Raw genomic sequence first — 22,087 nt, 5'->3', positions numbered from 1 at the left:
CCAGTCTTGCTTCAAGTTAGTAAGATTGCCTTACTATAAGAGTGGCTTTAGAATTGTCAAGAAATAAGACATCTAAATTAGGGGGCGCAAATCGTGCCGCAATCACCTTCTAGGAAACGTGGTCTTGGGGCGTCACTCCGCCTGGCGCATCATCTTTATGGTAAGCTGCTGCAGGAGCAGTTGCGCGAAACCGGGCTCAGCATGGCGCAGTACATTCATCTCCGGTGCCTGAGAGAGGAAGGCAAACTAAAACAATCCGAGCTTTCCGGGTTGCTGGGCATCGAAAAGGCGTCATCTACACGCGTACTGGACGAGCTCGAAAAGCGAGATCTTATCACGCGTAACCGCAGCCAGTCCGACCGGCGCGTGGTTCATGTCGACCTGACTGACTCAGGCCTTCGAAGGATAGATGGCGCAATGAAATCTGCGCGTCTCGCGGCAGATCACGCCTCGACGGGATTTGAACCCGACGAGTTGGGTCACCTTTTCGCTGCGATGGACAAGCTTCTAGATAATCTCGCAAGCGCGTGTTGCCAGTCCCGCTAACCAAACCTTGGCGCAAGGGCGAGAAGTGTCACACCGGTCGCGGCTAGTGCAGACGACAGGTAGAATCTGGGACCCGGGCGCCGTTCGGTTTTGAAGATGTGGCCTGCGAGCCAGGCGGCAAAGAACATCTCGATCGAAGACATGATCGCGACGACGGTCACATCAGTGAACATAAGTGAAAAGAACAGCGCCACTTGCCCAACGGTCATCGAACTGCCAGCCAGCAGTTGCCACCTGCTCGGCCGCTGAATTCGCCAGGACAACGCGTTGCGCGATTTGAACCGGAACACCCAGGAGACCGCAAACCACATTAGACCCGTCATCGCACCGATGAAAACTCCGGCCAGAGGGTCCGGCAAAGTCTGCATCGCGAGCTTTCGGGAGACGAAAGAGCCGCCATACCCGGCGGCGGACGCTACGGCCATCGCCCGGCCCTTGTTCTTCTCTCGAGGGTCAGGATCTCCGACCGCCAAGTCAGAAGCCGATTTGACCGAAGCGCGTGACATCATGATTACCACGCCGCTGGTAACCAGGAAGAAGGCGATGACCACAGGTGTCGTGATGACCTCACCGAGCAGAAAGAACGCCAACAGCGCCGCAAACACTGGTATCAGGCGTCGGATGAAACCGGTCTCGATGGCTCCGGCAAGCTCTACCGAGCGGAACAGCGTAAGACGGCCGACAACGTTGCCAAGCACCCCGGCTGCAACGAAATAAGCCGCACCAATGAGCGCACCGAGTCCAAGTTCCGGCATCGTTGGGCCCAGGAGCAGCCAAAGCGCCCCGGAGACAACGGCGGTCATCAGCACAGAGATAAGAACGTCGTTGCCGCGGCCCTGAACCGATTGCGAACTCTTGGCAATGGAAACCGAACTCAAGGCGTAGCAGAACGCTCCGAACGCGGCCAAGAGGCCGCCGAACCCTGCGGTGGTCATCGCGCGTGTCGGCGCGGATTGTACCTGCTACTTGTCATGGGTCAGCAACTGATCCAGGAAGTGGTCTGAAGACATAACCTCGCGCATTGGCAGCGTCTCCTGCTGCGCCATCAGCTCGGTAGAATAGGTCAACCCCTGGCCGTCCCAGAACCACCAATAGATGATCTTGCCTTGCTTGTCGCGAATCGGCATCCGGAAAATCGGGAAACTTCTTTCCGAATGCGGAATGTCCGACTTTCCGGCAAGCGCGTGCTTCAACCCTAACCGATTCAATACCCCCGTTAGGGGGACCATGGCCATCGGTGCGGTTTTTTCGGCCAATACTGTCACATTGTCGGGCCGGTGTTCGTAAGGCCCCGGGAGGAACTTGACCACGGGAGGATAGCTCGGGTGGGTATGTGTGAGCTGTACGTAAGCCAGTCCCTTCGGTGTTTCGACCTCGACGATATCTCCGGGTGCATACTCTTCCATTGTGGCGCTCCTCTTAAAGGCTGTAGGCTTCTAGGGTCGAGGGATGGAACAGTTCTTCGATCTCCACTCGGCGCGGCGACAGTCCCTGACTCGCGTGGTAGTCCAAAAACTTGTTCAGGACATGGGCGTTGCCGCCGACGCCATAGCTCCAGGGGTCGTCACCCATTAGCGCATGCACGCGGTTGAGATTATCCTCGACGAAGGGCATCGTTACTTTCGTTGCAGAGGTGTCCGACAGGGCCTCTTCTGCTAGCAGCTTTGATTGCGTGAACGCCTTGAGCAGGGCGGCGGGTAGGAACGGGTATTCCTCTGCGAGGCTGCGGCGCACCCCAAGAACATGCATGATCGGAAAGATCCGGGTCTTTTCGAAATAGGCTTCGGCCGTAGCGATGCTGTCTGCAAAAAGCCGACCTACGTGCGGATGCCGCTCGGCGAAACAACGCGGCCAACGCGGGCCGACGAAGCCGTCGATCTCACCGGCTTCGAGCATGCCATTCAACGTGCTGCCGACCGGCGCCTCTTCCATGCGGATATCGCCGGGTAACTGAACCTTGATCTTTTCGGGCCGGCCCGGCGTATCCATACCGCCGCGCACCCAGATGATGTCGGAGGGTTTGACACCGTATTCCTCTTCGAGAATGCCGCGCACCCAGACATTGGCGGACAGCTGATATTCGGCGATGCCAATGCGCTTGCCCTTCAGATCCTGAGGCGTTTCGATTCCTTTGTCGGTTCGAATGTAGACAGAAGTGTGACGGAACGCCCGGCTCAGAAAGACCGGGATCGCGACATAGTGCGGATTTCCGCGGGCGACCGAGATCGAATAGGAGGACAACGAAATTTCGCTGATATCGAACGCTTCGTGGCGGAACGCCCGGAAGAACATTTCCTCTGGGGACAGGAGCATGGGCACGGGATCGACACCGTCTATCTGCACTCTTCCATCCACAATGGCACGCGTCCGGTCATAATTTCCCATGGCAAGGGATAGTTTGAGATTGCTCATCCTGTTTGTTCCTCCTCATTTGTTTTGCATTGTTGCCGCAGGTCGACAGGTTGGCCGGTCGAGGCGGACTGCAGGATCGCATGGCAAACCTCCAGGCTTGCCAGACCCCACGCGCCCGTCTGGACGGGGGCCTTGTTCTGGCGGACAGCGGTTACCAGTGCATCGTTCACGGTTCTACGTGGCGCGGGCCCGAATGTCGCTTCGATGAAGCCACGCTCGGTGTCACCAAATACTTCAACTCCGTCCGGAGTCAGCTTTAGGTCGGCACGGTCGCAAAGCGCGATGACTGGGCCAAAATGCTCGTTGTGCTTTGCGTCGACCGTCTTACCGCTGCCGAATGTGCGCGTCGTCTTGAGGCGCGCCTCGTCATCGGGATCGAGGTCCATCAGCGCCCGCCTTGCATCACCATAGGCGCCGGCGAGTTTTCGCTGCCCCAGCTCTCCGACGTCGTTCATCCAAATGTCGCTATCGAAATGGGCATAGCCCGAATAGGTGAGATTGGCGACGCATCCACCCTCAAAGTTCATCAGCGCCGTAAAGGCGCCTTCTGTTGGACGCTTTGGATCCCATGCCCCGGTCATGGCATAAATCTTCTCTCCCATGCCGCCCGCAAGCCGTCGGACCACGTCGATCTGGTGGATGGCCTGGCTGAACAGTACCCCTCCTCCTTCTTCGGTGCGCAGCTCCTCCGGGCGTCGGGGACGATACAGGAAGTCGGTGTAGTTAAGGGCCTGGATCATTCTCAGCTGGCCGAACTTGCCGCTCGCGATCAACTGCGCGGCCAGCTCGACCGGCGGATCGAAACTGTGGCTGGGCCCAACGATCAGGTGAACCTCCGCCTCGTTCGCGGCGGCGACCATGGTCTCGGCGTCTTCCATCGAGATCGCGAGCGGCTTTTCCACGAGAATGTGCTTTCCAGCGCGCGCCGCGGCCAGAACGTGATCTACATGCATTTGGTGCGGGGTGGCGATGTAGATCGCTTCCACAGATGGATCGGCGCATAGCTCCTCGACAGTCGGATAGGCGATACCGCCGTATTGCTCTTCGAATGCGGCCCGGCTTTCCGCCCTCGGCGCGGCCGCGGCCGTGAGCTTGACGCGTGCGTCGGCATCAAAGGTGGGGACCATCAGCATGAAAGCCCGCCCCAATCCCGCAACTCCGAGGCGGACGGGATCAGAGGTCAAGAACCAGCCTCCCCGATAGCGCGCGCGATACACAAATCATTATATGGTCGCTTTTTTCCTCTTCCATAAGCACCATGTCGCGATGGTCAGCTTCCCCTTCGAGGAGGCGGGTCTTGCAGGTGCCGCATGTGCCACTTTCACAGGAGCTGGACGTTGCGAATCCGGCGTCACGCAATGCCTCCAAGATCGAACGATCTTCGGGCACCGTGACGGTTTTGCCACTTTTTTTCAGCTCCACTTCGAAAGAGACATCGTCTTGGCGCACCACATCGACGGGCTTGAAATCCTCGAAGTGAACTCGCCCCTCCGGCCAGTGCCCGGAAACGGCCTTGATTTCATCCATCAGCGGTTTCGGACCACAACAGAAGACGTGAGTGGCACGGGGCGTGACGAGATCGTCCCAGAAATCGTAGACTGCATCCGGAGCGCCGCCGTCATGGTGCACAATAATCCGGCCATCGAAATCTCTCATCAGTTCATCCAGATAGGCCGATTCCTCCGGACTGCGGCTGACGTAGATGATTCTGAGCATCTTGCCCTTCTTGTCGAGATACCGTGCCATCGACAGAATCGGCGTGATCCCGATACCGCCGGCGATGAGCAGGTACTTCTGAACATCGGTTAGCGGGAAATCGTTTTCCGGGAATTCGACTGTCAACTCGGACCCGACGGTCGCCTGTTCGTGCATCGACGCGGAGCCCCCACGCGAATTCGGTTCTTTTTTGATCGCGACAACAAATTCCTTTGGGTCGCTGCCATCGTTGATCAGTGAATAGCGACGCATCGCTCCGGACGGAGTTTCCAAGGTGATGTGAGCACCAGGATCGAAACTAGGGAGCACATCGGCCCCAACCGGCACCAGGGTGAATTCGGCGATGCTCGGGGTCAAGTCACGCCGTTTCTCGACGCGCATCTTGATATTCTCCATGAGGTCCTCCCATTTGGTCGTGATTGTGAATTTGTTTAGATAGCTAAGTTGTGTGTGTCAACCGACCTTGAACTACGCAGTCATCCAAAACGTTGATCGTGCAAGCGCTACTGGCGGAGGAACCATTTATTACCGTCGAATTTCGACGTTGAAATCAGAGACCGCAGACACGGATCTTGCGCCCACAAAGGTCATGGTCCTCTTCATCTCCTCTTCAAGGATCGAAAGCGCCCGTGACACGCCCGCCTCGCCTTGCGCCGCCAAGCCATAGAGCGGCGCGCGACCCAGCAGAATGCCCTTCGCACCCAAGGCGAGGGCTTTCACGATGTCACTGCCGCGACGAATGCCGCCGTCCAGCAGAACCGGGAACTTCCGATCAAGAGCCGCGATGATATCTGCGAGTACGTCGATGGTGGCAGGAGCGCCATCAAGCTGACGGCCACCATGGTTTGAGACGACGATACCATCCACACCGGCGCGTTGCGCGTCAATCGCATCTTCTGGGCACATGATACCCTTGATCAGCAGCGGGCCTTTCCATTTCTCCCGAATGCGGCGAACATCTCCCCAAGAAAACTCCGGGTTCCGCTGAGATCGGGTAAACTCGGCCAGTTCTCTGTCGCTCGCGCTGTTTCCGACAAAGTCCAAGAGGTTCTCAAGTCTGGGACGGTGCGGCCCGAGCCATACGGAGGTCAGCCAAGCAGGATGCAGAAGCCCATCGAGAACAGTCCGGGGGCCAATGCGGATTTCGTGGGCGAAGCCGTGCCGCAGATCACGTTCGCGCTTGCCGCCCACGAGTGAATCGACAGTCAGTACCAGAGCCGAGTAACCGGCCGCCTGCGCCCGGTCGATCAGCGCATCAGCGAATGCGCCCTTCCCCCAAGGATAAAGCTGGAACCAGAGGGGACCCTTGCTCCTCCGCGCGATCTCTTCCAGCGTCGTGTTCGAGGCGGTCGAAACCGTGAAACCGACCCCAGCCCGTTCGGCCGCAGCGGCGAGGTGCAGATCTCCCTGGGGCCAGTAGAGGCCATTCAGCCCTGTCGGCCCTATGAAAAACGGCTTCGAGTATGTTTCCCCGAACAGCTCCAAGGTGAGATCGACGCTCCCCCCTTTGAGGATTCGCGGCGTGAGAACGATATTCGTGAAGGAACTGCGATTGCGCCGCAGCGTCACCTCCGATTCCGCGCCCCCATCCAAATAATCGAACACCACCCGTGGCAGGCGACGCCGTGCCTGCGCTCGCAAGTCTTCGATATTGATTGCTGTCGTCATAACGCCTGTCGCCCGTCGAGCAGAAACCGTCGAGGGAAGCTATGAAAGTCCGACGGCACCACGAAAAAAGAGCCGCCCAAAACCCCTTGAGGCTTTGGACGGTTCAGGGAGGAAACATGTGCGCAAGTTATTCGGCCGCTTCCGTCTTGCTCGACGTGTCTACCAGTGTTCGCCAATCGACGTCCTTAGGATACACGCCCTCGTGAGAGGCGATTACCCTTTGCGGAATCTTCGAGTCGGTGCCGATTGCCTGGCCACCTTCGGCGACTTTCTTTGCCGCATCGGCCATGAGCCGGCGGAACTCGACAATCGCTAGGTCGGAGGCCCCAAGAATGTCCGTGTGACGCTGCACGCGGCTACCCATCGAAACCCACATCACAATATCTTCGTTCGGAATGCCGTCCACGCCGGTAAAGTGGCCCTCTTTCATCCTTTCGCGGTCCTGCTTGAAGTCGTTCTCCAACGTCCGGAGAGAGCGCCATTTATGGTCCACGTCCTCACCCGGTACGGCATGGGCAAACTTGCGCCACTCTTTGGTGGAGGGAACGTTCGGTCCGTCGAAGGCTATGAAGTGAAACGCTGTCTCATCGTCATTGATCGGCACGATGACGCTGGCGACCCGGTAGTTGTTGTTCGGCGGAATCAGCGAATAATAGGGCGCGATAAATTCGGTGATCCGGAGATAGTTATGCGTCTGAGCGTTTTTGATCGGCTTACGGATCGCCGCGTAATGGAAACCGTAGCTCGTGGTTTCAGTCTGCATACGCGGAGATTTGTCTGTCGACGGGCGGTACCATGATTTGTCGTCCGCCGCGGCGCCCTCGACCCGTGCCGGAACCATATTCGAGGAATGGAGCGATGATGAATGCGCGCTATCGATCTGGCCCTCGTGAATCTGCGCCCAGTTGGCGGGCACGCGAATCTTCAGGATCGAAACTGGGGTGTCTTCGGTTGGCGCAAAGGCCGGCGGCTGGAACTCGGGCATATCATCTTTCTCGCCGAGCCAAGCCCAGACGAAGCCGCCCCACTCCCGCACGGGGTAGGAACGATGTTTGACCTTGTCCATCAATGGACTGCCTTCTGGCTCTGAAGACATTGCGACGACATTGCCTTCAACATCCATCTTCCAGCCGTGATAGAGGCAGCGCAGCCCACATTCCTCGTTACGGCCATAGACCAGAGAGGCCTTTCTGTGCGGGCAAAGCTCATCCAGCATTCCCAGACGACCCTTGGTATCCCGGAACGCGACATAGCTTTCGCCGAGAACTTCGACTCGAAGCGGTTTGCCGTCCGACTCTTCAACCTCTTCGATCAGGCATACAGGCGTCCAATGCTGACGCATAAGTCGCGCCATCGGGGCATCCCCCGTTACGCGTGTAAGCAGTTCATTCTCTTCGGGTGTAAGCATCTGGGCTCCTCCAATGGCATCCGACTCTTTCAGTGGATGAGTGGTTTTCGACCTCTCAATTATTCTTAGCTCTCTAAGTTTTATCTGTCAACGTAACCTGCCACTTTTTTTGCCCGCGTTGTAGGTATCGACCTAACTTGTTGTCCGAAATAGCGGGTTCTGAACTAGATCAAGCTGACGAGATCGCAAAACCGAGATTCTTTCGCGCAATTGTGGTCCGGAACCTCCCCGACAGCGGCTTGCCGGGCCCGTCACTGAGGTGTCATGGCGGCCAGCCTGTGCATGAGTCCCGGCAAGCGCACCATCTCGCTTCACCGTGTGAGCCATGGACGCAATCTCTTGCCCAGAAACGGCGCAACGTAGACACCGTTCACCCCGGTGAGCACCAGCGCAACAAGGAACAAAGACACCGGACCTGGAAGGTTTTGCGTGAGCGGTTGCAGCGCGTAGTAGATAAGGATCAGCAGGGGATAGACACCCAACATGCTGGCGACCCAGGCCTTCCAGTAGCGCGGCGCGGCTGGCGGTTTCGGGTCCGTATCGTTGGCCGACACCTGGTGTCCTTCCGCCACCAAAGCAAAGCTCAGTCTCTCTTCGAGGTCACGGGCCAATGCGGCCATTTCGTCTCGGAGCGACTCGGATATTTCTTCCCCACGCAGGGTAAGCAAAAAGGTGAACTCCTCAGAGCTAGTCTGGTTCTGCACCGACACTGGCCTGTCAGGTCGGCAGCAATCTAGGTGATCGGGAACGAAATCGTTGATCGCCTTCGCGACGACCGCGGCCTGTACAAGGGGCGCTCTGATTGAAACCGACAGCTCGGAGATCGCGTCGGCGCCAATACTAAGCTGTTTTGGCCCAAGTTCTTCCGGCCCCCGTGTTTCATTCATTTTCTGAACCTCGACATACTTTGCGCCGGTTGCGAAATGATCAGTTCCCACCTACGGAAGTGGCCGCCTGTGTTCGGTGTCATAGGCCGACCGGCCCGGACCAACCTTAAAAATTGGCCCAGACCAAATGCCGCCTCTGGGTTGAATCCCTCGATGACCAGACTGCACTTCAATAGGGGCAACCTGCTGAGGCGCCACAGCTAGGCACTGTCGACGTGGGCGCTTTCTGTCGTGAAAGCGATCTGCCGGATTAGCATTGCGACAATCACCAAAATACAGATCGCGGATACCGCCAAATATGGGCTTACGGCGCCAATCGCAGCGATGGGAAGTACGCCCCTTTCGATTGCAGTGAGTTGCGTCTTGACCAAGCCTTCCAGAGAGGCTGCGACCGCGAGGGCTCCGGCAAACGCACCCACGACGGCCAAGGTGTTTGCCAGGGGGCCAAGTTCTAGGAGGATACCCGGGTTCCACACGAAGGCGAAGGGCAGCAGGAAGCCGACGATGGCTAGCCGGACTGCAGAGAACGCGATCTTGAAGGGGTCTTCGTCGGCAATCGCTGAGGCCGCGATTGCAGCCACAGCAATCGGTGGCGTCAGTGCCGAGAGAATCGCGTAGTAGAGCAGAAACATCTGGCTCGGCAACGTCGGGAAACCGAGCTTTGCCAGCGCCGGTCCGACCAGCACGGCTGCCAGGATATACGCACTGGGCGTTGGCATCCCGAGACCGAGAACAATCGTGACGACCGCGGCGATAACGAGTGTCAGCAGTGGTTGCATGTTGCTGACAGTCAAAATGACGTTCGCGGATTTCATTCCAAGGCCGGTCATCGACAAGCCGCCAATCACAAGACCGGCCGCGGCACAAGCGCCGGCGACTGGCAGAATCTGGAGCGTAGTCGCCCCCAGCCCTTCCACCAACTGCCACAGTGACAGCCGTGTGTCTTTCAGCATCATCGCGGACAGGATGGTTACCAGAACTCCGACACCGGCTGTGAAGGTCGGGGAATACCCCAGAATGAGGGCGACGATGATGCCGATGATCGGCAGCAGGAAAACCCATCCGGTCCTGAATGTTTCCTTTGCTGAAGGTATTTCGTCTGCAGAGGGTCGAAGGTTGTGCTTGACTGACCGGAAGTGAACCTGAGCGAAGACACCCGTGTAGTATAGAAGCGCCGGCACCAGAGCGGCGAGCACGATGGCGTTGTAGGAAATGCCGGAATACTCGGCCATGATGAAGGCTGCTGACCCCATGATCGGAGGCATCGCGCTTCCGCCAGACGACGCCGCGACTTCCACCGCCCCCGCGAACCGTGCCCGATAGCCGAGTCGCTTCATGACAGGGATCGTGATCGACCCCGTTGCAACAACATCGGATGTTGGGCTCCCGGACATCGTGCCGTACAGGCCCGACGAAATGATCGCGATTTTGGCGGGGCCGCCGCGCGCATTGCCGGTCACAAGCGCTGCAAGGTTGAAAAAGAAGTCCCCTCCCCCGGCCTTGGCCAGGAATGTTCCAAACATCACGAACAGGAAAACATAGCTGGCAACGACCTGAAGCGGCACGCCAAAAAGTCCATCGGTGGTGAAAACCAGAATATCCAAGAGATAGCTGAACTCGCTGACGCGATGCCCGAATGGCGGCGGCAGAAGAGAGCCAAACAGATTATAAATCAGGAAGAGGGCGACAACGCCGGTCAGGCCTAGGCCGGTGGTCCGGCGGGTCGCTTCGATGGTCAGAAACAACAAGGCTGAGCCAAAGAAAAACTGATCGGTTGTGAATTCGTCGAGTAGACTGATCCGGTCCGCAATCGCTCCCGAGGTCACGTAGAAATACACCCCTGTGGCCAGGCTCAGCGCAGAGAGAACCCAATCATAGATCGGAATGCTGTCCGGCGCGCGCGAGGTCGCGCCGATCGCGAGGAAGAGAATCGTGAAAATGCCCGATACGAACAGAATGCCCTGAATGAGCGGATCGGAGATGATGAAGAGGTTCGAGTGGATTACCCAAACCGCGAATGCCGCCGCCAGAACCATGACGATGGTTCTCATCGGCGAGCCTAAATTTCTACGACGACCGGTTTCTGTAAGCGAAGGAAAATTCATGTAGACCCCGTATAAGGCAGAGAAGAGAAAGAACCGCGATGTATGGGCCGCGCGATGACATGACGTGACATCTCACGTAGCCACCGCGGGGCATTGCTCTGTGCAGTCCATGAGTGGGCCGGCGCGTGTCGTTGCAGCGCGCGCCGGCCGGATCGCGGGATCGACCTTACTTGAGCAGACCCAGTTCCTTGTAGGCACGCTCCGCACCAGGATGGAACGGCAGCGTGGTCTGCGACGTCAGAAGTTCCGGTGTGAGCGCCTGCATCGCCTTATGCACGCCGCGGATCTCGTCGATATTGGACGCGATGCTCTTTGCGAGCATGTAGCCAGTTTCTTCCGGCAGTACATCGGAAGTGATTACCATCGCACCCAGTGCGAGCGTGACGACATCTTCGGTCTGGTTCTTGTAGCTGTCGGCTGGAATTGTGAACGTGCCGGTTCCGAAACGCTCGTTGGTCGCAGCGATGATGTTTTCGGGAACGCTGAGCAACACGACGTCATTGCCCTCGTCAACTTTACGGAACGACGAATGTCCGATGAAAATGCCGTTGATCACCATATCGGTGCGGCCGTCTGCAATCAGATCTGCTTGCTGTGACGAACCACCGCGGACAAGCACGCCGCCATTGGACTCGATCGTGGCTTCGTCGTAGCCCGCCTCTTCGAGCATGAAGGTCGTGATGTTGGCGACGATGTTCCCGGCATTGTTGTTCGCAACACGGATCGCCGCGCCGGACGTCGCGAGGTCGTCAATGCTGTCGATGCCATATTCTTCGGCAAGAGACTTCTTGATGAAGAAGTGCATCGGCGCCCAGTTGTACATGTAGCCGATGGCTTGAAGGTTCTCGATCGGCGCGTCAAACGGTTCGTCCCCTGCGAGGGCCAGCTTGATCTCGGCATCATGTGCCATCCCCAGGTCGGTCCGTTCACGGCCCAGAAGGCCGATGTTCGCAAAGCCACCCCCGGTGGCCTGATAGGTCACCACGCCGCTCGGGTCATCCGCCTTGACGGCACGGTCAATACCAGCGCCCAGAAGCGACCAAAGCCCCGAGGGATTGCCGCCTGAAAGGGTCACATTAACGCTTTCTGCGGAAGCAGCGCTCGCAAGAACCGCAAGGCCGATCGATGCGGCAACGGCTTTGATTGGAAATTTCATGTCTTCCTCCCTGTTTTCAGTAGACATCTAATATTAGATATCTATCTTTAATGCCAATAGTCTATCCACTCGCACCCGTCAACCCTGATTGAAGTCGAGATTATTGTTCAGCGAAAGCCACTCAGGTCATAGTTCCTGACGCGGAACACGCCGAAGCCGTGTGTCCGGCGTAGGTGCTTTGTCGTGACGCACTATCAACCCGTGGAGCCCCGGAGCAGCAGGCCTCAAACCCCCGCCCCCATAGGCTCTCTATGTCCGCCACCGCCATTGAATGGCCCGCGCCGGACCCTCGGCACGCATGGCTCGCGATTCAGTTTTCTGTGTTGCCCTTGGTCGGGGGAACACGGACCCCTCTGGCGGCCGCATCCTGTTCGTCATTTTCGAGGTTCCGGATCATCACGGCAAGTGCGTGTCGCAAGTCTTCCTGAGCTTTCTTGGACAGTCCCGCCATCGCTGCATCGTTCACTTCGAGCGCCAGAGGTTCGAGAACGTCGCGCAGCTCCAAGCCCTTCCGCGTCAGAAACGCGTGCTGGCGCCGTTTGTTGCCCTCGACGTTGCGTCGCTCTATGAAACCCAATTCTTCCATTTTGATGAGCGCGGTGTGGGCGGTGGGTTCGGTGAGATGCGCCCGGTCGCTCAGTTCGCGTTGCGACAACCCGTCTTCCTGCCAGAGGATGCGCAGGAAAATCCACTGACCGAACGTAACATTTTCCGTTTGCAGGCGAAGTTGAAGAGCCCGGTTGAAACCGCGGGCCGCCAATCGCACCAGTCGGGCCAAGCGCTCGTCGGGGCGGACAGGCACATGGCTTGATTGCTTTTCTTTCATCGCATCGCTCACGGCCTGTCTCCACACATGGTTTTTATCCAAACAGCGCGCCCGCCCGGACTTGATAGCTAGGAACTCCAGAGTTCTGCCGCACGCCTTTGGCGGCGGCACAACCCTAGCGTGGCGCGCGCAACATAGGTGCCGAGCCTTGGTACAAAGTCAAGACATGGAAGACGGGGTGCCTATCGTTGGGCCCGAGTATGGACTTTCTTCCGGGGTGGTTTTGCCCCTGTGTCGGGATTGTGCGCCGGTTGCTTTCCAGAACGCGACCATCATGCGCCGACACCTGCCTTGCACCACTGTGCCGCACAGCGCCGGGCAACCGTTGTGTAACGCCTCCGGCAAACCCGGCGCGGTTCACGGCCATTCAATAGGTGCAAGGAACATAGGCTCTGCAGTTCAGCTGTGCACACCGTTCGCGCGGAGGGGCTGGTCAGTTCAGATCGTTCAACTTTTGTCGCCAGCGTTCCACCACATCGGGGTTCCTGACATATGTCGGCAGACCACCTTTCATGATGCGTGTTGCGTTTTCGACGAGGACGTCGGGCATGACCGTGTAGAGATCAATGGTGTGGCCCAGGATATGCGGGGTGAGGATCACCCGGTCGAGGCCGCGCAGCGGGTGGTCGGCGGGCAGCGGTTCGGTTTCCGTCACGTCCAGCCCCGCACCAGCCAGGTGCCCTGCGGTCATCACCCGCACCAGCGCATCCTCGTCAATGAGACCCCCGCGCGAGGTGTTGATCAGAACCGCATCCGGCTTCATCATGCGCAGTTCAGCCTCGCCAATCATGCCCCGTGTCTGCGCGTTCAACGGCACATGCAGGCTCACCACATCACACGTGGTCAGCAGCGCGTCGCGCTCCACCAACCGTACGCCCGTAGGCGCGGTATCCGGTGTCAGGAACGGATCGTGCACCAGGATCTGTGCCGGCTCGAACGCCAGCAGTCGCTCGATCACCCCGGCCCCAATCCGGCCAGACCCGATCAGGCCGATCGTCCGGCCCCGCACCATCCGCGCATACATCTGCTGCGGCCGGCCCGCATTTTCGCGTAGCAGGCGTTCGGATTCATGCAGCCGGTACAGCAGCACCAGCATCAGCATCACTGTCGCCTCTGACATCGCCAGAAAGTTCTCGGGCGTTGCACCATTGGCCACGATCAGACCACGCGCGGCACAGGCCTCCAGATCGACCGCATCCACCCCGATCGTCGGAAAGACCAGCGCCCGCAGCCGTGGCGAGGCATCCAGATCCGCCTCGCTCAGCCGCGACCGCGAGCTGGCCACGATGATATCAACGTCCGACAGCAGCGCCTGCCGTTGCTCTCCCGTCAGCCGCAGCGGAACACCCGGGGTGATCTGGGGGCCGCGAACGACCTCCCAGCCTTCGGCCCGCAGCCGATCCGTTGCGGTGTCCAACACCTCTTCCAGCACAGGATCCTGCGCAATATAGATCTTCGGGGTCATCATCAGTCGCTCCGCGTCAGGCCAGCGACCATGTTGGGGTTATACCCCGGCTGGACACGTGCATCGATCACTACGCTCTTGCCCGCGCGCACCATCTCGACGCCCTGTTTGATCGCCTCGACCAGCTCGCCCGCGGTAAAGACCGGGCCGATCCCTTCGCAGCCCTGCGCCCGCGCAACTCCGGCAATGTCGATATCCGGATCACCGATACGCTGGCCGATCCACTTGTTCTCGACCGGGCGGTTGCGGGCCACGGCCACGCGTTCCTGGTGCACCTCGTCATTGTAGAACGAGCGATTGTTCGACACCACCGCCAGGAACGGAGTGCCATAATGCGCCGCCGTCCAAAATGCCGAGGCCGCCATCATGAAGTCGCCGTCCCCAAGAACCGCAACAGGCAGCCGGTCGCTGTCTTTCAGCGCCAGCGCCGCCCCGATCAGCATCCCAGGACCCGAGCCGATCCCCGCGCCGCCATCCGAACCCAGGAAGTCCAGCGGATGACGGAAGTGCCACGCCTCGCCCGCCCAACCCAACGGCAAACGCACAAAGCTGGCACAGACACCTTCCAAACCTTCGCCAAGCGCCCCGGCCAGCGTCATGATATCAAGCTCAACATCTGCATCGGGGGCGTTCAGCGCGGGTTTGACCGGCAAATCACCGGGCATCTCGCCCGCCCCTACACCCAGGGCATCGGCAATCGCATGCATCGCAACATCCGGGCCACAGGCCAGGTGCAGATCCAGCGCAGGCAGCGCCTGATGCTCCATCCCCCAGCCATTGTGCAGCTGATAATCCAGCGACGCCTGGATCACCTGCGCCGTCACTTCGCCCGCCAGTTTCAGCGTACCCGCGACATCCAGCCAGTCCAGGCTCAGGATCACATCGGCCTCGCGCAGCACCGCGCCCGCCGCGTCGTCGATGAAGAAGGCTGGTTTACCCCGATGCTGCGGGTGATCCGTCGGGAAAGACGCCCCGATCCGGATATCCGTCAGAACCTTCGCCCCCAGCCCCTCGACAAAGGCCACACGCCGCGCCCAATCCGCCGGATCGCGCGACACCCGCCCCGCCAGCACCACAGGCGCCTTGGCGTTCTTCAGCAGGTCCGCCGCACGTGCCACGCCTTCGGCCGAAGGAGCCGCAGGCAAAGGCGGCTGGTAACGCGCAAAATCCGGCAGCGCCGGGGCCTGCGCGTGCTGCTTTTCCTGGATCGACACATCAAAGTTCACATAGGTCGGCCCTTTCGGCTCGCTCCGCGCAATCACATCCGCCCGCAACATCGATTCCAGCGCCGCCTCCATCGAGCCAGGCTGATCGTCCCATTTCACATAATTCCGGATCATCGACGCCTGGTCACGGCAGGTATGCAGCCAGTCAATCCAAGGACGCCGCAGCGCCGCATCAACCGGCCCCGTCGCACCATAGATCAGCACAGGAACCCGATCACACCATGCGTTGAAGATCGCCATCGTCCCATGCATCAGACCCACGTTGCTGTGCAGAATCACCGCCAATGGCTCCCCCGTCACCTTCGCATAGCCATGTGCAATCGCAACCGCATGCTCTTCGTGCAGACACAACAGCATCTGCGGATCTTCATTACCAAGGTGGTTCACAAGGCTGTCATGCAAACCCCGAAAGCTCGACCCAGGGTTCAGCGCAACATACTTCACCCCCAAACCTCGCAACATATCCGCAAATACATCGCTACCCCAAACTCCCAAACTATCCGACGATACTGGGCGCTCAACCTGATACAGCCTGTGCTCTGTCATGTGTTTTGGCCTTTCCTTATGAAGTGTTGATGCAGCAGCGCCCCATTTTGAAAGGCGTACGCAATAGGTATTTATTGCCCGCCGAAAGGGCGGGTATTTTTGCATTTCAGACGGTCTGGAGCGGTTCAGAGGATCAGAAATCCAAACCGAAATCGACGGTCCCCGCCGAATGGGTCAAAGCACCGGAGGAAATATAATCCACATTTGCCGATGCGATTTCGCGCAAACGGCCAAGGGTCACATTCCCGCTGGCTTCTGTCTTCGCCCGCCCGTCAATGCGCTTTACGGCTTCGGCCATGTCTTCGGTCGACATATTGTCAAACATGATGACATCTGCGCCCCCGGTCTGAAGCACCTCGTCCAACTGATGCAATCCGTCGATCTCGATCTCAACCACGACCATGTGACCCACATTTCGCTGAACAGCTTCCAGCACCTGTTTGATGCCACCAGCCGCTGCGATATGGTTGTCCTTGATCAGGATCGCATCAGATAGGGAAAACCGGTGATTGTGGCCGCCGCCATGCAAAATGGCGAGCTTCTCGACAAGTTTCAGCCCCGGTGTGGTTTTGCGCGTACAGGTGATACGTGTCTTGGTACCCGCAAGTTCCTGCACATAGGACGCTGTCAAAGTTGCCGTCCCGGACAACCGCCCGGCAAAGTTCAGGGCAACACGCTCTGCGGCAAGGATCGACGCCGCCGATCCCTCTATACACATCAAGGTATCGCCCGCTTTGCAGGCCGTACCATCCGCAACAACAGTCTCGACAATAAGATCGGGATCAATCAGCCGAAACGCCAGAGAGGCCACCTGCATCCCAGAGACAACCGCGTCCTGCCGTGCACGCATTTGCGCCTTATAGCGCGTGCCTTCAGGCAGAACGGAACGGGTTGTCACGTCGCCTGCTGCACCCAAGTCCTCCATAATAGCGTTCCGAACCATAGGTTCGAGGATGATATCGGGGACGTTCGCAACACTGCTCATTATTTTTAAGATCCTTGTCGGTTTGCAGAAAGGGCAGGAAGGGATGGTCTCATCCCGGCCAAAGCAATCAATAAAGAAAAAGCTTTTGGATCCCAGACCCCGTTCGCACATTACCTACGCACCGGGTCACTGACCCGACAGATTGATATGCACATTCTTTTCATGGGTGAAGGAAATCAGCTCGCCAATACCTTCTTCGCGCCCGATACCCGATTGTTTGACCCCACCGAACGGGGCACCAAGGAAATGCCGGCCAACTTCGTTAACCCAAACAAACCCGGCCTCGACGCGTGCAGCCGTACGATGAGCCGTCACCAAGTCCCGAGTCCAAATTGCGCAGGTCAGCCCAAGCTCAAGTGCATTGACCTCGTTCAGCATGGAATCTTCGTCCGACCATTTGCGAACCGCAAGAACTGGCCCGAAAATCTCTTCACGGGCGATACGCATCTGCGGCGTTACATCCGCAAAAATCGTCGGCGCGATGAAGCTTCCCTGTGCCAGCGCACCTTCGGTCACCGCATGGCCGCCGGTTACGGCACGCGCGCCTTCGCTCATGGCGGATTCGATGAAGTCCATGATCCGATCGAACTGTGTCCGGCTGACGATCGCCCCCATCGTGGTCTCCGGCTCTGTCGGAATGCCTGGCTTGTACCGTTCGACAGCCGCTTTGAGATGTGAGATGACCGCATCGTGGATGTCTACATGCAAGAAAGCGCGGCTCGTCGATCCGCAAGATTGCCCGCACCAGCCGAAATTCATGCCGCCGACGATCGCATCGGCGATCTTCTTCGGATCGCTGTCCGGATAGGCGATCAGCGCGTTCTTGCCGCCGAGTTCGAGCAGCACTGGTTTGACGGTGTCGCTCGCGCTGCGCATCACCGCCCGGCCCGCGGGTACGGAGCCGATGAGTGTGACCTTGGCGACGTCGGGATGTTCGGCCAGCCCAGCTCCTGCCTCGACGCCGCCCGGCAGAACATTGAACGTGCCTTTAGGCAGCAGGCCATCGATGAGCTCCGCCAGCCGCAGCGAAGACAACGGAGCCTGAACCGGCGGCTTGATGATGACGGCATTGCCTGCGGCCAGAGGCGCTGCCATCTTTCCGCCGCAGAACATGAAAGGGTGATTAAAGGCAAGAATCCGTGCAACCACGCCCATCGGCTGGCGTAGGGTCATGTTGATGCGCTCTGGTCCCATAGGGATCGTATCGCCCTTCATTTCGGTCACAAGACCGGCGAAAAACTCCATCTGCGCTGCCGCAATCGCGGCGTCGCCGCGCATTTCAGTATAGGGGTTGCCACAGTTTGCAGCGTCCATCATCGCCAGTTCATCGCCATGCTTTCGCAAGAGATTTGCGATTTCCTTCAGGATACGTGCGCGTTCCAGCGGCACAACATCCCGCCATACCTCGAACCCTTCTTTCGCTGCCGCAACCGCCGCATCGACATCGGCGCGACTTGCCGTCGCAACCGACCCGATCCGCTCGCCGGTTCCTGGGTTGAAAGTGTCTTCGTACTTTCCCTCTAGTGGCGGCACCCATGCGCCGCCGTAGTAGAGATGGGCTGGTTCTTGAAGAGAGAGCTTCGCGTCTAGTTTCAGATTTTCCATCTAAGGTATCCTCCCGGCTTGAGGTCCTAATAACTTAGACTTCTAAATATTGTCAATCAGAGAACCCGCCCGAGGGCCGATTGGACGCCAAGCAAGTGCGGCAAGTATGTTTCAATCGTCTGCTTCGGTGTCCAGCCGGCAGACGACAAACCGATATTGAGAGCAGCGACGGTCAATCCCTTGCGATCATTCAGCGGAACAGCGATTGACCGTAAACCCGTTTCCACTTCCTGGTCCACAAATGCATATCCGTCCTCTCTCGCAGCATCGATCCGGCACAAGGTCTGAACTGGGTCGAGTATTGAGAACTTGGTCCGCGGGGTAAGGTCCGAGCGTCTGACAAGCAGGTCAGCCTCTTCGCGAGGCAGCGCAGCCAACAGAACCCTTCCCATCGAGGTGCAATGGGCGGGGAGTCGTGACCCAGGCATGAGCCCGATGGACATCACACGTTTCTGCGCCGCGCGCGCGATATACACGATCTCGGTCTCATCGAGCAGTGCCACGGAACAGCTTTGACCAATTTGCTCGGAGAGTTGGTCAAGCCAAGGTTGGACAATCTGCGAGAGCGGTAGGGAAGCAAGTGCGGCCACTCCGAGCCGTAGGATGCGCGGGGTAAGAGTAAAAAACTTACCGTCATAGTCGGCGTAACCTTCGCGGTGGAGCGTCAACAGTACGCGTCGCGTAGCAGCGCGATCCAAGCCACTGGCGACGGCAGCTTCGGATATCGAAAGACGCGGGGATGTGGGTCCGAAGGCTTCGATCACTTTCAGCCCCTTGGCGAGCGAGGCGATGTAGTCGGTGGGATTGTTCAACATGCGAACGCTGATATACACATGTTGAAAAAAGATCAATATATGAACTTTTTACTCGCTACGGCGGTAATCTAGGGATATTTCGAAGGGTATCTAAGGAGGATCCTGATGAACAAAACATCGCCCAGCCTCGCTGACGCGGTTGCGGATATCCCCGATGGCGTACAGGTTATGATCGGTGGCTTTGGAGGCTCCGGAGCCCCGATCGAACTGATCCACGCTTTAATCGACCGCTTTCGTGCCACCGGCAGCCCCAAGAATCTTACCGTGATAAACAATAACGCGGGAAACGGCGCGATCGGAATCGCCGCGATGATCAAAGCGGGGATGGTCAGGAAGATGATCTGCTCTTTCCCGCGCAGCTCCAACGCCGAGGCATTCAACGAAAAATACCTGGCAGGCGAAATCGAGCTCGATTTGATCCCGCAGGGTACATTGGCCGAACGCATTCGCGCGCGCGGAGCAGGCATTCCCGCTTTTTATACACCAACTTCTTTTGGTACCGAGCTTGCCGAAGGCAAGCCGACAGAGACGTTCGACGGCAAGATGTACGTGCAAGAGTTGTGGTTGAAGGCCGACTTCGCCCTGATCAAAGGCCATGATGGTGACGAGACCGGCAACCTTACCTATCGTTTGGCTGGCCGGAACTTCAATCCGTTGATGGCGATGGCTGCCGATCGCACGATTGCGCAGGTCTCCAACCTCCGCGCACCCGGCTCCATCGATCCTGAGGCGGTAGTTACCCCCGGAATCTTCGTCGACAAGATTGTCGAGGTTCCCGCGCCTCAACAAGAAGAAGTACTCGTGCGTAGGGGGGTGGTCTACTGATGTCCGGTTTCAATTTAATGGAAGACAAACTGACGAACGCGCAGATCGCGTGGCGTGCCGCTCAGGATATCGAAGATGGTTCCTATGTGAACCTCGGTATCGGATTTCCCGAGATGATCGCCAAGTTCCAGCCCGATGGCCGCGATGTAACCTATCATACCGAGAACGGCGTGCTGGGATTCGGAAAAGCCCCTGCGGAGGGACAGGAAGACTGGGATCTTATTAATGCGGGCAAAAAGGCGATTACATTGAAGCCCGGTGCATCCTTTTTCCATCATGCCGACAGCTTTTCGATGGTGCGCGGTGGCCACCTCGATCTGGCCGTTCTTGGCGCGTATCAGGTCGCCCAGAACGGCGATCTGGCGAACTGGCGCGTAGGCACCAAAGGCGTGCCGGCCGTGGGTGGAGCAATGGACCTTGTGCATGGGGCCAAGCGTGTGGCGGTTGTAACTGACCATGTAACCAAGGATGGCGGCCCGAAACTGGTCGAGGCCTGTACTTTCCCGCTGACAGGCGTCGGGTGCGTGACCCGCGTCTACACCTCTCTGGCCGTGATTGACATCGAAGATAGCAAATTCGTGCTTCGTGAAAAACTGCCGGGCATCACTTTGGACGCCTTGCAGGCGGTGACTGGCGCGACGTTGCACATTGTTGGCGAAGTTGCCGAACTCAATGTTCCCGAGGGAATCTCATGACTGACGTATACATATGCGACTACATCCGCACACCAATCGGCCGCTTTGGCGGTGCGCTTTCCTCCGTCCGCGCTGACGACCTTGCCGCGATTCCGCTTCGGGCCATTGCCGCGCGCAATCCGGGCCTCGACCTTGCCGCGATCGACGAGGTGATCTTCGGCTGCGCCAATCAGGCTGGCGAAGACAACCGCAACGTCGCCCGCATGGCGCTGCTTCTCGCAGGCTATCCCGAGACGGTGCCGGGTACGACGATGAACCGACTTTGCGGCTCGGGTATGGATGCGGTCATCACTGCAGCTCGGGCGATCAAATCCGGCGAGGCCGAGCTGCTTGTCGCCGGAGGGGTAGAGAGCATGTCGCGCGCGCCATTCGTGATGCCCAAGGCCACCTCCGCCTTCTCGCGGGCCAATGAGGTCCACGACACCACTATCGGCTGGCGTTTCGTTAACAAGCTGATGAAGGAACAATATGGCGTCGACAGCATGCCCGAGACGGCAGAGAATGTGGCCGAAGATTTTGGCATCTCGCGCCCCGATCAGGATGCCTTCGCCTTGCGCTCGCAGCAGAAAGCGGCCAAAGCCCAAGTCAATGGCCGTTTGGCCCAGGAGATCGTGCCGGTTACGATCCCGCAGCGCAAAGGTGACCCTCTGGTCATCGACACCGACGAGCATCCGCGTTCCACGACTACATACGAAGGCCTGAAAAAGCTTCGGCCCTTCGTGAAAGCCGATGGCACTGTGACAGCGGGCAACGCCTCTGGCGTGAATGACGGGTCTGCCGCTTTGATCCTTTCGACGAAAGAAGCTGCCGAAAAGCATGGGCTTAAGCCGATCGCCAGAGTGCTCGGCGGGGCGACCGCCGGCGTGGCGCCGCGCATCATGGGCTTCGGCCCGGCTCCGGCCTCGAGAAAGCTTCTGGCGCGTCTTGGCCTGCGCCAAGAGGAGTTCGCAGTGATTGAGCTTAACGAAGCTTTCGCCTCGCAGGGCCTCGCCACGTTGCGTAATCTTGGGATTGCTGATGATGACGTGCGTGTGAACCCCAATGGCGGGGCAATCGCGTTGGGTCATCCGCTGGGCATGTCGGGTGCGCGGATTACTGGCACCGCGATGCTTGACCTCAAGCCTGGTGAGAAATCGCTATCCACAATGTGTATCGGTGTAGGACAGGGTATTGCTATTGCGCTAGAAGCCGTCTGACTGGC

20 protein-coding genes are annotated in these 22,087 nt (G+C 58.6%); 4 read left to right on the top strand and 16 right to left on the bottom strand.

Features of this window, described 5'->3' with window-relative positions:
* Nucleotides 1-93 precede the first annotated feature (93 nt).
* On the top strand, nt 94-546 hold the full coding sequence (locus tag SPHINGO391_RS01135) for a MarR family transcriptional regulator (RefSeq protein ID WP_235872050.1): 453 nt from the start codon (nt 94-96) through the stop codon (nt 544-546).
* On the opposite strand, the gene SPHINGO391_RS01130 is transcribed toward SPHINGO391_RS01135, so the two are convergent.
* The 16 genes from SPHINGO391_RS01130 to SPHINGO391_RS01055 form a co-directional block, all read right to left on the bottom strand.
* Nucleotides 543-1,481, bottom strand: coding sequence for an EamA family transporter (locus SPHINGO391_RS01130; protein WP_096705142.1), 939 nt, complete (start codon nt 1,479-1,481; stop codon nt 543-545). The genes SPHINGO391_RS01135 and SPHINGO391_RS01130 overlap by 4 nt on opposite strands.
* 27 nt (nt 1,482-1,508) lie before the next feature.
* Complete coding sequence (locus tag SPHINGO391_RS01125) at nt 1,509-1,952, bottom strand: hypothetical protein (protein WP_152007191.1); 444 nt, start codon at nt 1,950-1,952, stop codon at nt 1,509-1,511.
* Between the two features lie 13 nt (nt 1,953-1,965).
* Nucleotides 1,966-2,958, bottom strand: a complete 993-nt coding sequence (locus tag SPHINGO391_RS01120) for an ABC transporter substrate-binding protein (RefSeq protein WP_176556057.1) — start codon at nt 2,956-2,958, stop codon at nt 1,966-1,968.
* Nucleotides 2,955-4,142 (bottom strand): Gfo/Idh/MocA family oxidoreductase, encoded by a 1,188-nt coding sequence (locus tag SPHINGO391_RS01115; protein WP_244615066.1) that lies wholly within the window; start codon nt 4,140-4,142, stop codon nt 2,955-2,957. The genes SPHINGO391_RS01120 and SPHINGO391_RS01115 overlap by 4 nt, the downstream gene beginning before the upstream one ends.
* Nucleotides 4,132-5,070, bottom strand: coding sequence for a PDR/VanB family oxidoreductase (locus SPHINGO391_RS01110; protein WP_152007190.1), 939 nt, complete (start codon nt 5,068-5,070; stop codon nt 4,132-4,134). Before SPHINGO391_RS01110 ends, SPHINGO391_RS01115 begins: the two co-directional genes overlap by 11 nt.
* A gap of 129 nt (nt 5,071-5,199) precedes the next feature.
* Nucleotides 5,200-6,342, bottom strand: a complete 1,143-nt coding sequence (locus SPHINGO391_RS01105) for an alpha-hydroxy acid oxidase (protein WP_152007189.1) — start codon at nt 6,340-6,342, stop codon at nt 5,200-5,202.
* A 127-nt stretch (nt 6,343-6,469) separates the two neighbouring features.
* Nucleotides 6,470-7,750: a Rieske 2Fe-2S domain-containing protein gene (locus SPHINGO391_RS01100; RefSeq protein WP_040104545.1), complete on the bottom strand. Its 1,281-nt coding sequence runs from the start codon at nt 7,748-7,750 to the stop codon at nt 6,470-6,472.
* Nucleotides 7,751-8,061: 311 nt separating this feature from the next.
* A complete protein-coding gene (locus tag SPHINGO391_RS01095) occupies nt 8,062-8,637 on the bottom strand; it encodes a hypothetical protein (RefSeq protein WP_096705147.1) in 576 nt (191 codons plus the stop codon).
* Between the two features lie 200 nt (nt 8,638-8,837).
* Nucleotides 8,838-10,688, bottom strand: a complete 1,851-nt coding sequence (locus SPHINGO391_RS01090) for a TRAP transporter fused permease subunit (RefSeq protein WP_096705148.1) — start codon at nt 10,686-10,688, stop codon at nt 8,838-8,840.
* 220 nt (nt 10,689-10,908) lie between these two features.
* Nucleotides 10,909-11,898 (bottom strand): TAXI family TRAP transporter solute-binding subunit, encoded by a 990-nt coding sequence (locus SPHINGO391_RS01085; protein WP_076626055.1) that lies wholly within the window; start codon nt 11,896-11,898, stop codon nt 10,909-10,911.
* A gap of 310 nt (nt 11,899-12,208) precedes the next feature.
* The gene (locus SPHINGO391_RS01080) at nt 12,209-12,736 is read right to left on the bottom strand and encodes a MarR family transcriptional regulator (protein WP_244462834.1); all 528 of its coding nucleotides are present in this window, start codon (nt 12,734-12,736) and stop codon (nt 12,209-12,211) included.
* A gap of 421 nt (nt 12,737-13,157) precedes the next feature.
* The gene (locus SPHINGO391_RS01075) at nt 13,158-14,192 is read right to left on the bottom strand and encodes a 2-hydroxyacid dehydrogenase (RefSeq protein WP_096705150.1); all 1,035 of its coding nucleotides are present in this window, start codon (nt 14,190-14,192) and stop codon (nt 13,158-13,160) included.
* Nucleotides 14,192-15,961 (bottom strand): thiamine pyrophosphate-binding protein, encoded by a 1,770-nt coding sequence (locus SPHINGO391_RS01070; RefSeq protein ID WP_096705151.1) that lies wholly within the window; start codon nt 15,959-15,961, stop codon nt 14,192-14,194. Before SPHINGO391_RS01070 ends, SPHINGO391_RS01075 begins: the two co-directional genes overlap by 1 nt.
* Nucleotides 15,962-16,094: 133 nt before the next feature.
* On the bottom strand, nt 16,095-16,946 hold the full coding sequence (nadC, locus tag SPHINGO391_RS01065) for a carboxylating nicotinate-nucleotide diphosphorylase (RefSeq protein WP_096705152.1): 852 nt from the start codon (nt 16,944-16,946) through the stop codon (nt 16,095-16,097).
* Between the two features lie 126 nt (nt 16,947-17,072).
* Nucleotides 17,073-18,551 (bottom strand): aldehyde dehydrogenase family protein, encoded by a 1,479-nt coding sequence (locus tag SPHINGO391_RS01060; RefSeq protein WP_007803185.1) that lies wholly within the window; start codon nt 18,549-18,551, stop codon nt 17,073-17,075.
* A 56-nt stretch (nt 18,552-18,607) separates the two neighbouring features.
* Complete coding sequence (locus SPHINGO391_RS01055; protein ID WP_008335451.1) at nt 18,608-19,366, bottom strand: IclR family transcriptional regulator C-terminal domain-containing protein; 759 nt, start codon at nt 19,364-19,366, stop codon at nt 18,608-18,610.
* Between the two features lie 105 nt (nt 19,367-19,471).
* On the opposite strand from SPHINGO391_RS01055, the gene SPHINGO391_RS01050 reads away from it, so the two are divergent.
* Genes SPHINGO391_RS01050 through pcaF form a run of 3 tightly spaced genes read left to right on the top strand, consistent with a single transcriptional unit; the run spans nt 19,472 to nt 22,082 of the window.
* The gene (locus tag SPHINGO391_RS01050) at nt 19,472-20,191 is read left to right on the top strand and encodes a 3-oxoacid CoA-transferase subunit A (protein ID WP_102855997.1); all 720 of its coding nucleotides are present in this window, start codon (nt 19,472-19,474) and stop codon (nt 20,189-20,191) included.
* On the top strand, nt 20,191-20,886 hold the full coding sequence (locus SPHINGO391_RS01045; protein ID WP_007803189.1) for a 3-oxoacid CoA-transferase subunit B: 696 nt from the start codon (nt 20,191-20,193) through the stop codon (nt 20,884-20,886). Before SPHINGO391_RS01050 ends, SPHINGO391_RS01045 begins: the two co-directional genes overlap by 1 nt.
* Nucleotides 20,883-22,082 carry a 3-oxoadipyl-CoA thiolase gene (gene pcaF, locus SPHINGO391_RS01040; protein ID WP_076626053.1) on the top strand — a complete coding sequence of 400 codons (1,200 nt, stop codon included), beginning with the start codon at nt 20,883-20,885 and terminating at the stop codon, nt 22,080-22,082. Before SPHINGO391_RS01045 ends, pcaF begins: the two co-directional genes overlap by 4 nt.
* Nucleotides 22,083-22,087 lie beyond the last annotated feature (5 nt).

This window comes from Hoeflea sp. EC-HK425, from assembly GCF_902498795.1.
GTDB lineage: Bacteria > Pseudomonadota > Alphaproteobacteria > Rhizobiales > Rhizobiaceae > Hoeflea > Hoeflea alexandrii.
This window is presented reverse-complemented; position numbering and strand designations above follow the sequence as displayed.

Coding starts and splice junctions, on each gene's coding strand:
- SPHINGO391_RS01090 (WP_096705148.1), bottom strand. CDS start 10,688: ATGAGAACCATCGTCATGGTTCTGGCGGCGGCATTCGCGGTTTGGGTA.
- SPHINGO391_RS01075 (WP_096705150.1), bottom strand. CDS start 14,192: ATGATGACCCCGAAGATCTATATTGCGCAGGATCCTGTGCTGGAAGAG.
- SPHINGO391_RS01095 (WP_096705147.1), bottom strand. CDS start 8,637: ATGAATGAAACACGGGGGCCGGAAGAACTTGGGCCAAAACAGCTTAGT.
- SPHINGO391_RS01070 (WP_096705151.1), bottom strand. CDS start 15,961: ATGACAGAGCACAGGCTGTATCAGGTTGAGCGCCCAGTATCGTCGGAT.
- SPHINGO391_RS01105 (WP_152007189.1), bottom strand. CDS start 6,342: ATGACGACAGCAATCAATATCGAAGACTTGCGAGCGCAGGCACGGCGT.
- SPHINGO391_RS01100 (WP_040104545.1), bottom strand. CDS start 7,750: ATGCTTACACCCGAAGAGAATGAACTGCTTACACGCGTAACGGGGGAT.
- SPHINGO391_RS01125 (WP_152007191.1), bottom strand. CDS start 1,952: ATGGAAGAGTATGCACCCGGAGATATCGTCGAGGTCGAAACACCGAAG.
- SPHINGO391_RS01045 (WP_007803189.1), top strand. CDS start 20,191: ATGTCCGGTTTCAATTTAATGGAAGACAAACTGACGAACGCGCAGATC.
- nadC (WP_096705152.1), bottom strand. CDS start 16,946: ATGAGCAGTGTTGCGAACGTCCCCGATATCATCCTCGAACCTATGGTT.
- SPHINGO391_RS01060 (WP_007803185.1), bottom strand. CDS start 18,551: ATGGAAAATCTGAAACTAGACGCGAAGCTCTCTCTTCAAGAACCAGCC.
- pcaF (WP_076626053.1), top strand. CDS start 20,883: ATGACTGACGTATACATATGCGACTACATCCGCACACCAATCGGCCGC.
- SPHINGO391_RS01050 (WP_102855997.1), top strand. CDS start 19,472: ATGAACAAAACATCGCCCAGCCTCGCTGACGCGGTTGCGGATATCCCC.
- SPHINGO391_RS01130 (WP_096705142.1), bottom strand. CDS start 1,481: ATGACCACCGCAGGGTTCGGCGGCCTCTTGGCCGCGTTCGGAGCGTTC.
- SPHINGO391_RS01085 (WP_076626055.1), bottom strand. CDS start 11,898: ATGAAATTTCCAATCAAAGCCGTTGCCGCATCGATCGGCCTTGCGGTT.
- SPHINGO391_RS01120 (WP_176556057.1), bottom strand. CDS start 2,958: ATGAGCAATCTCAAACTATCCCTTGCCATGGGAAATTATGACCGGACG.
- SPHINGO391_RS01055 (WP_008335451.1), bottom strand. CDS start 19,366: ATGTTGAACAATCCCACCGACTACATCGCCTCGCTCGCCAAGGGGCTG.
- SPHINGO391_RS01110 (WP_152007190.1), bottom strand. CDS start 5,070: ATGGAGAATATCAAGATGCGCGTCGAGAAACGGCGTGACTTGACCCCG.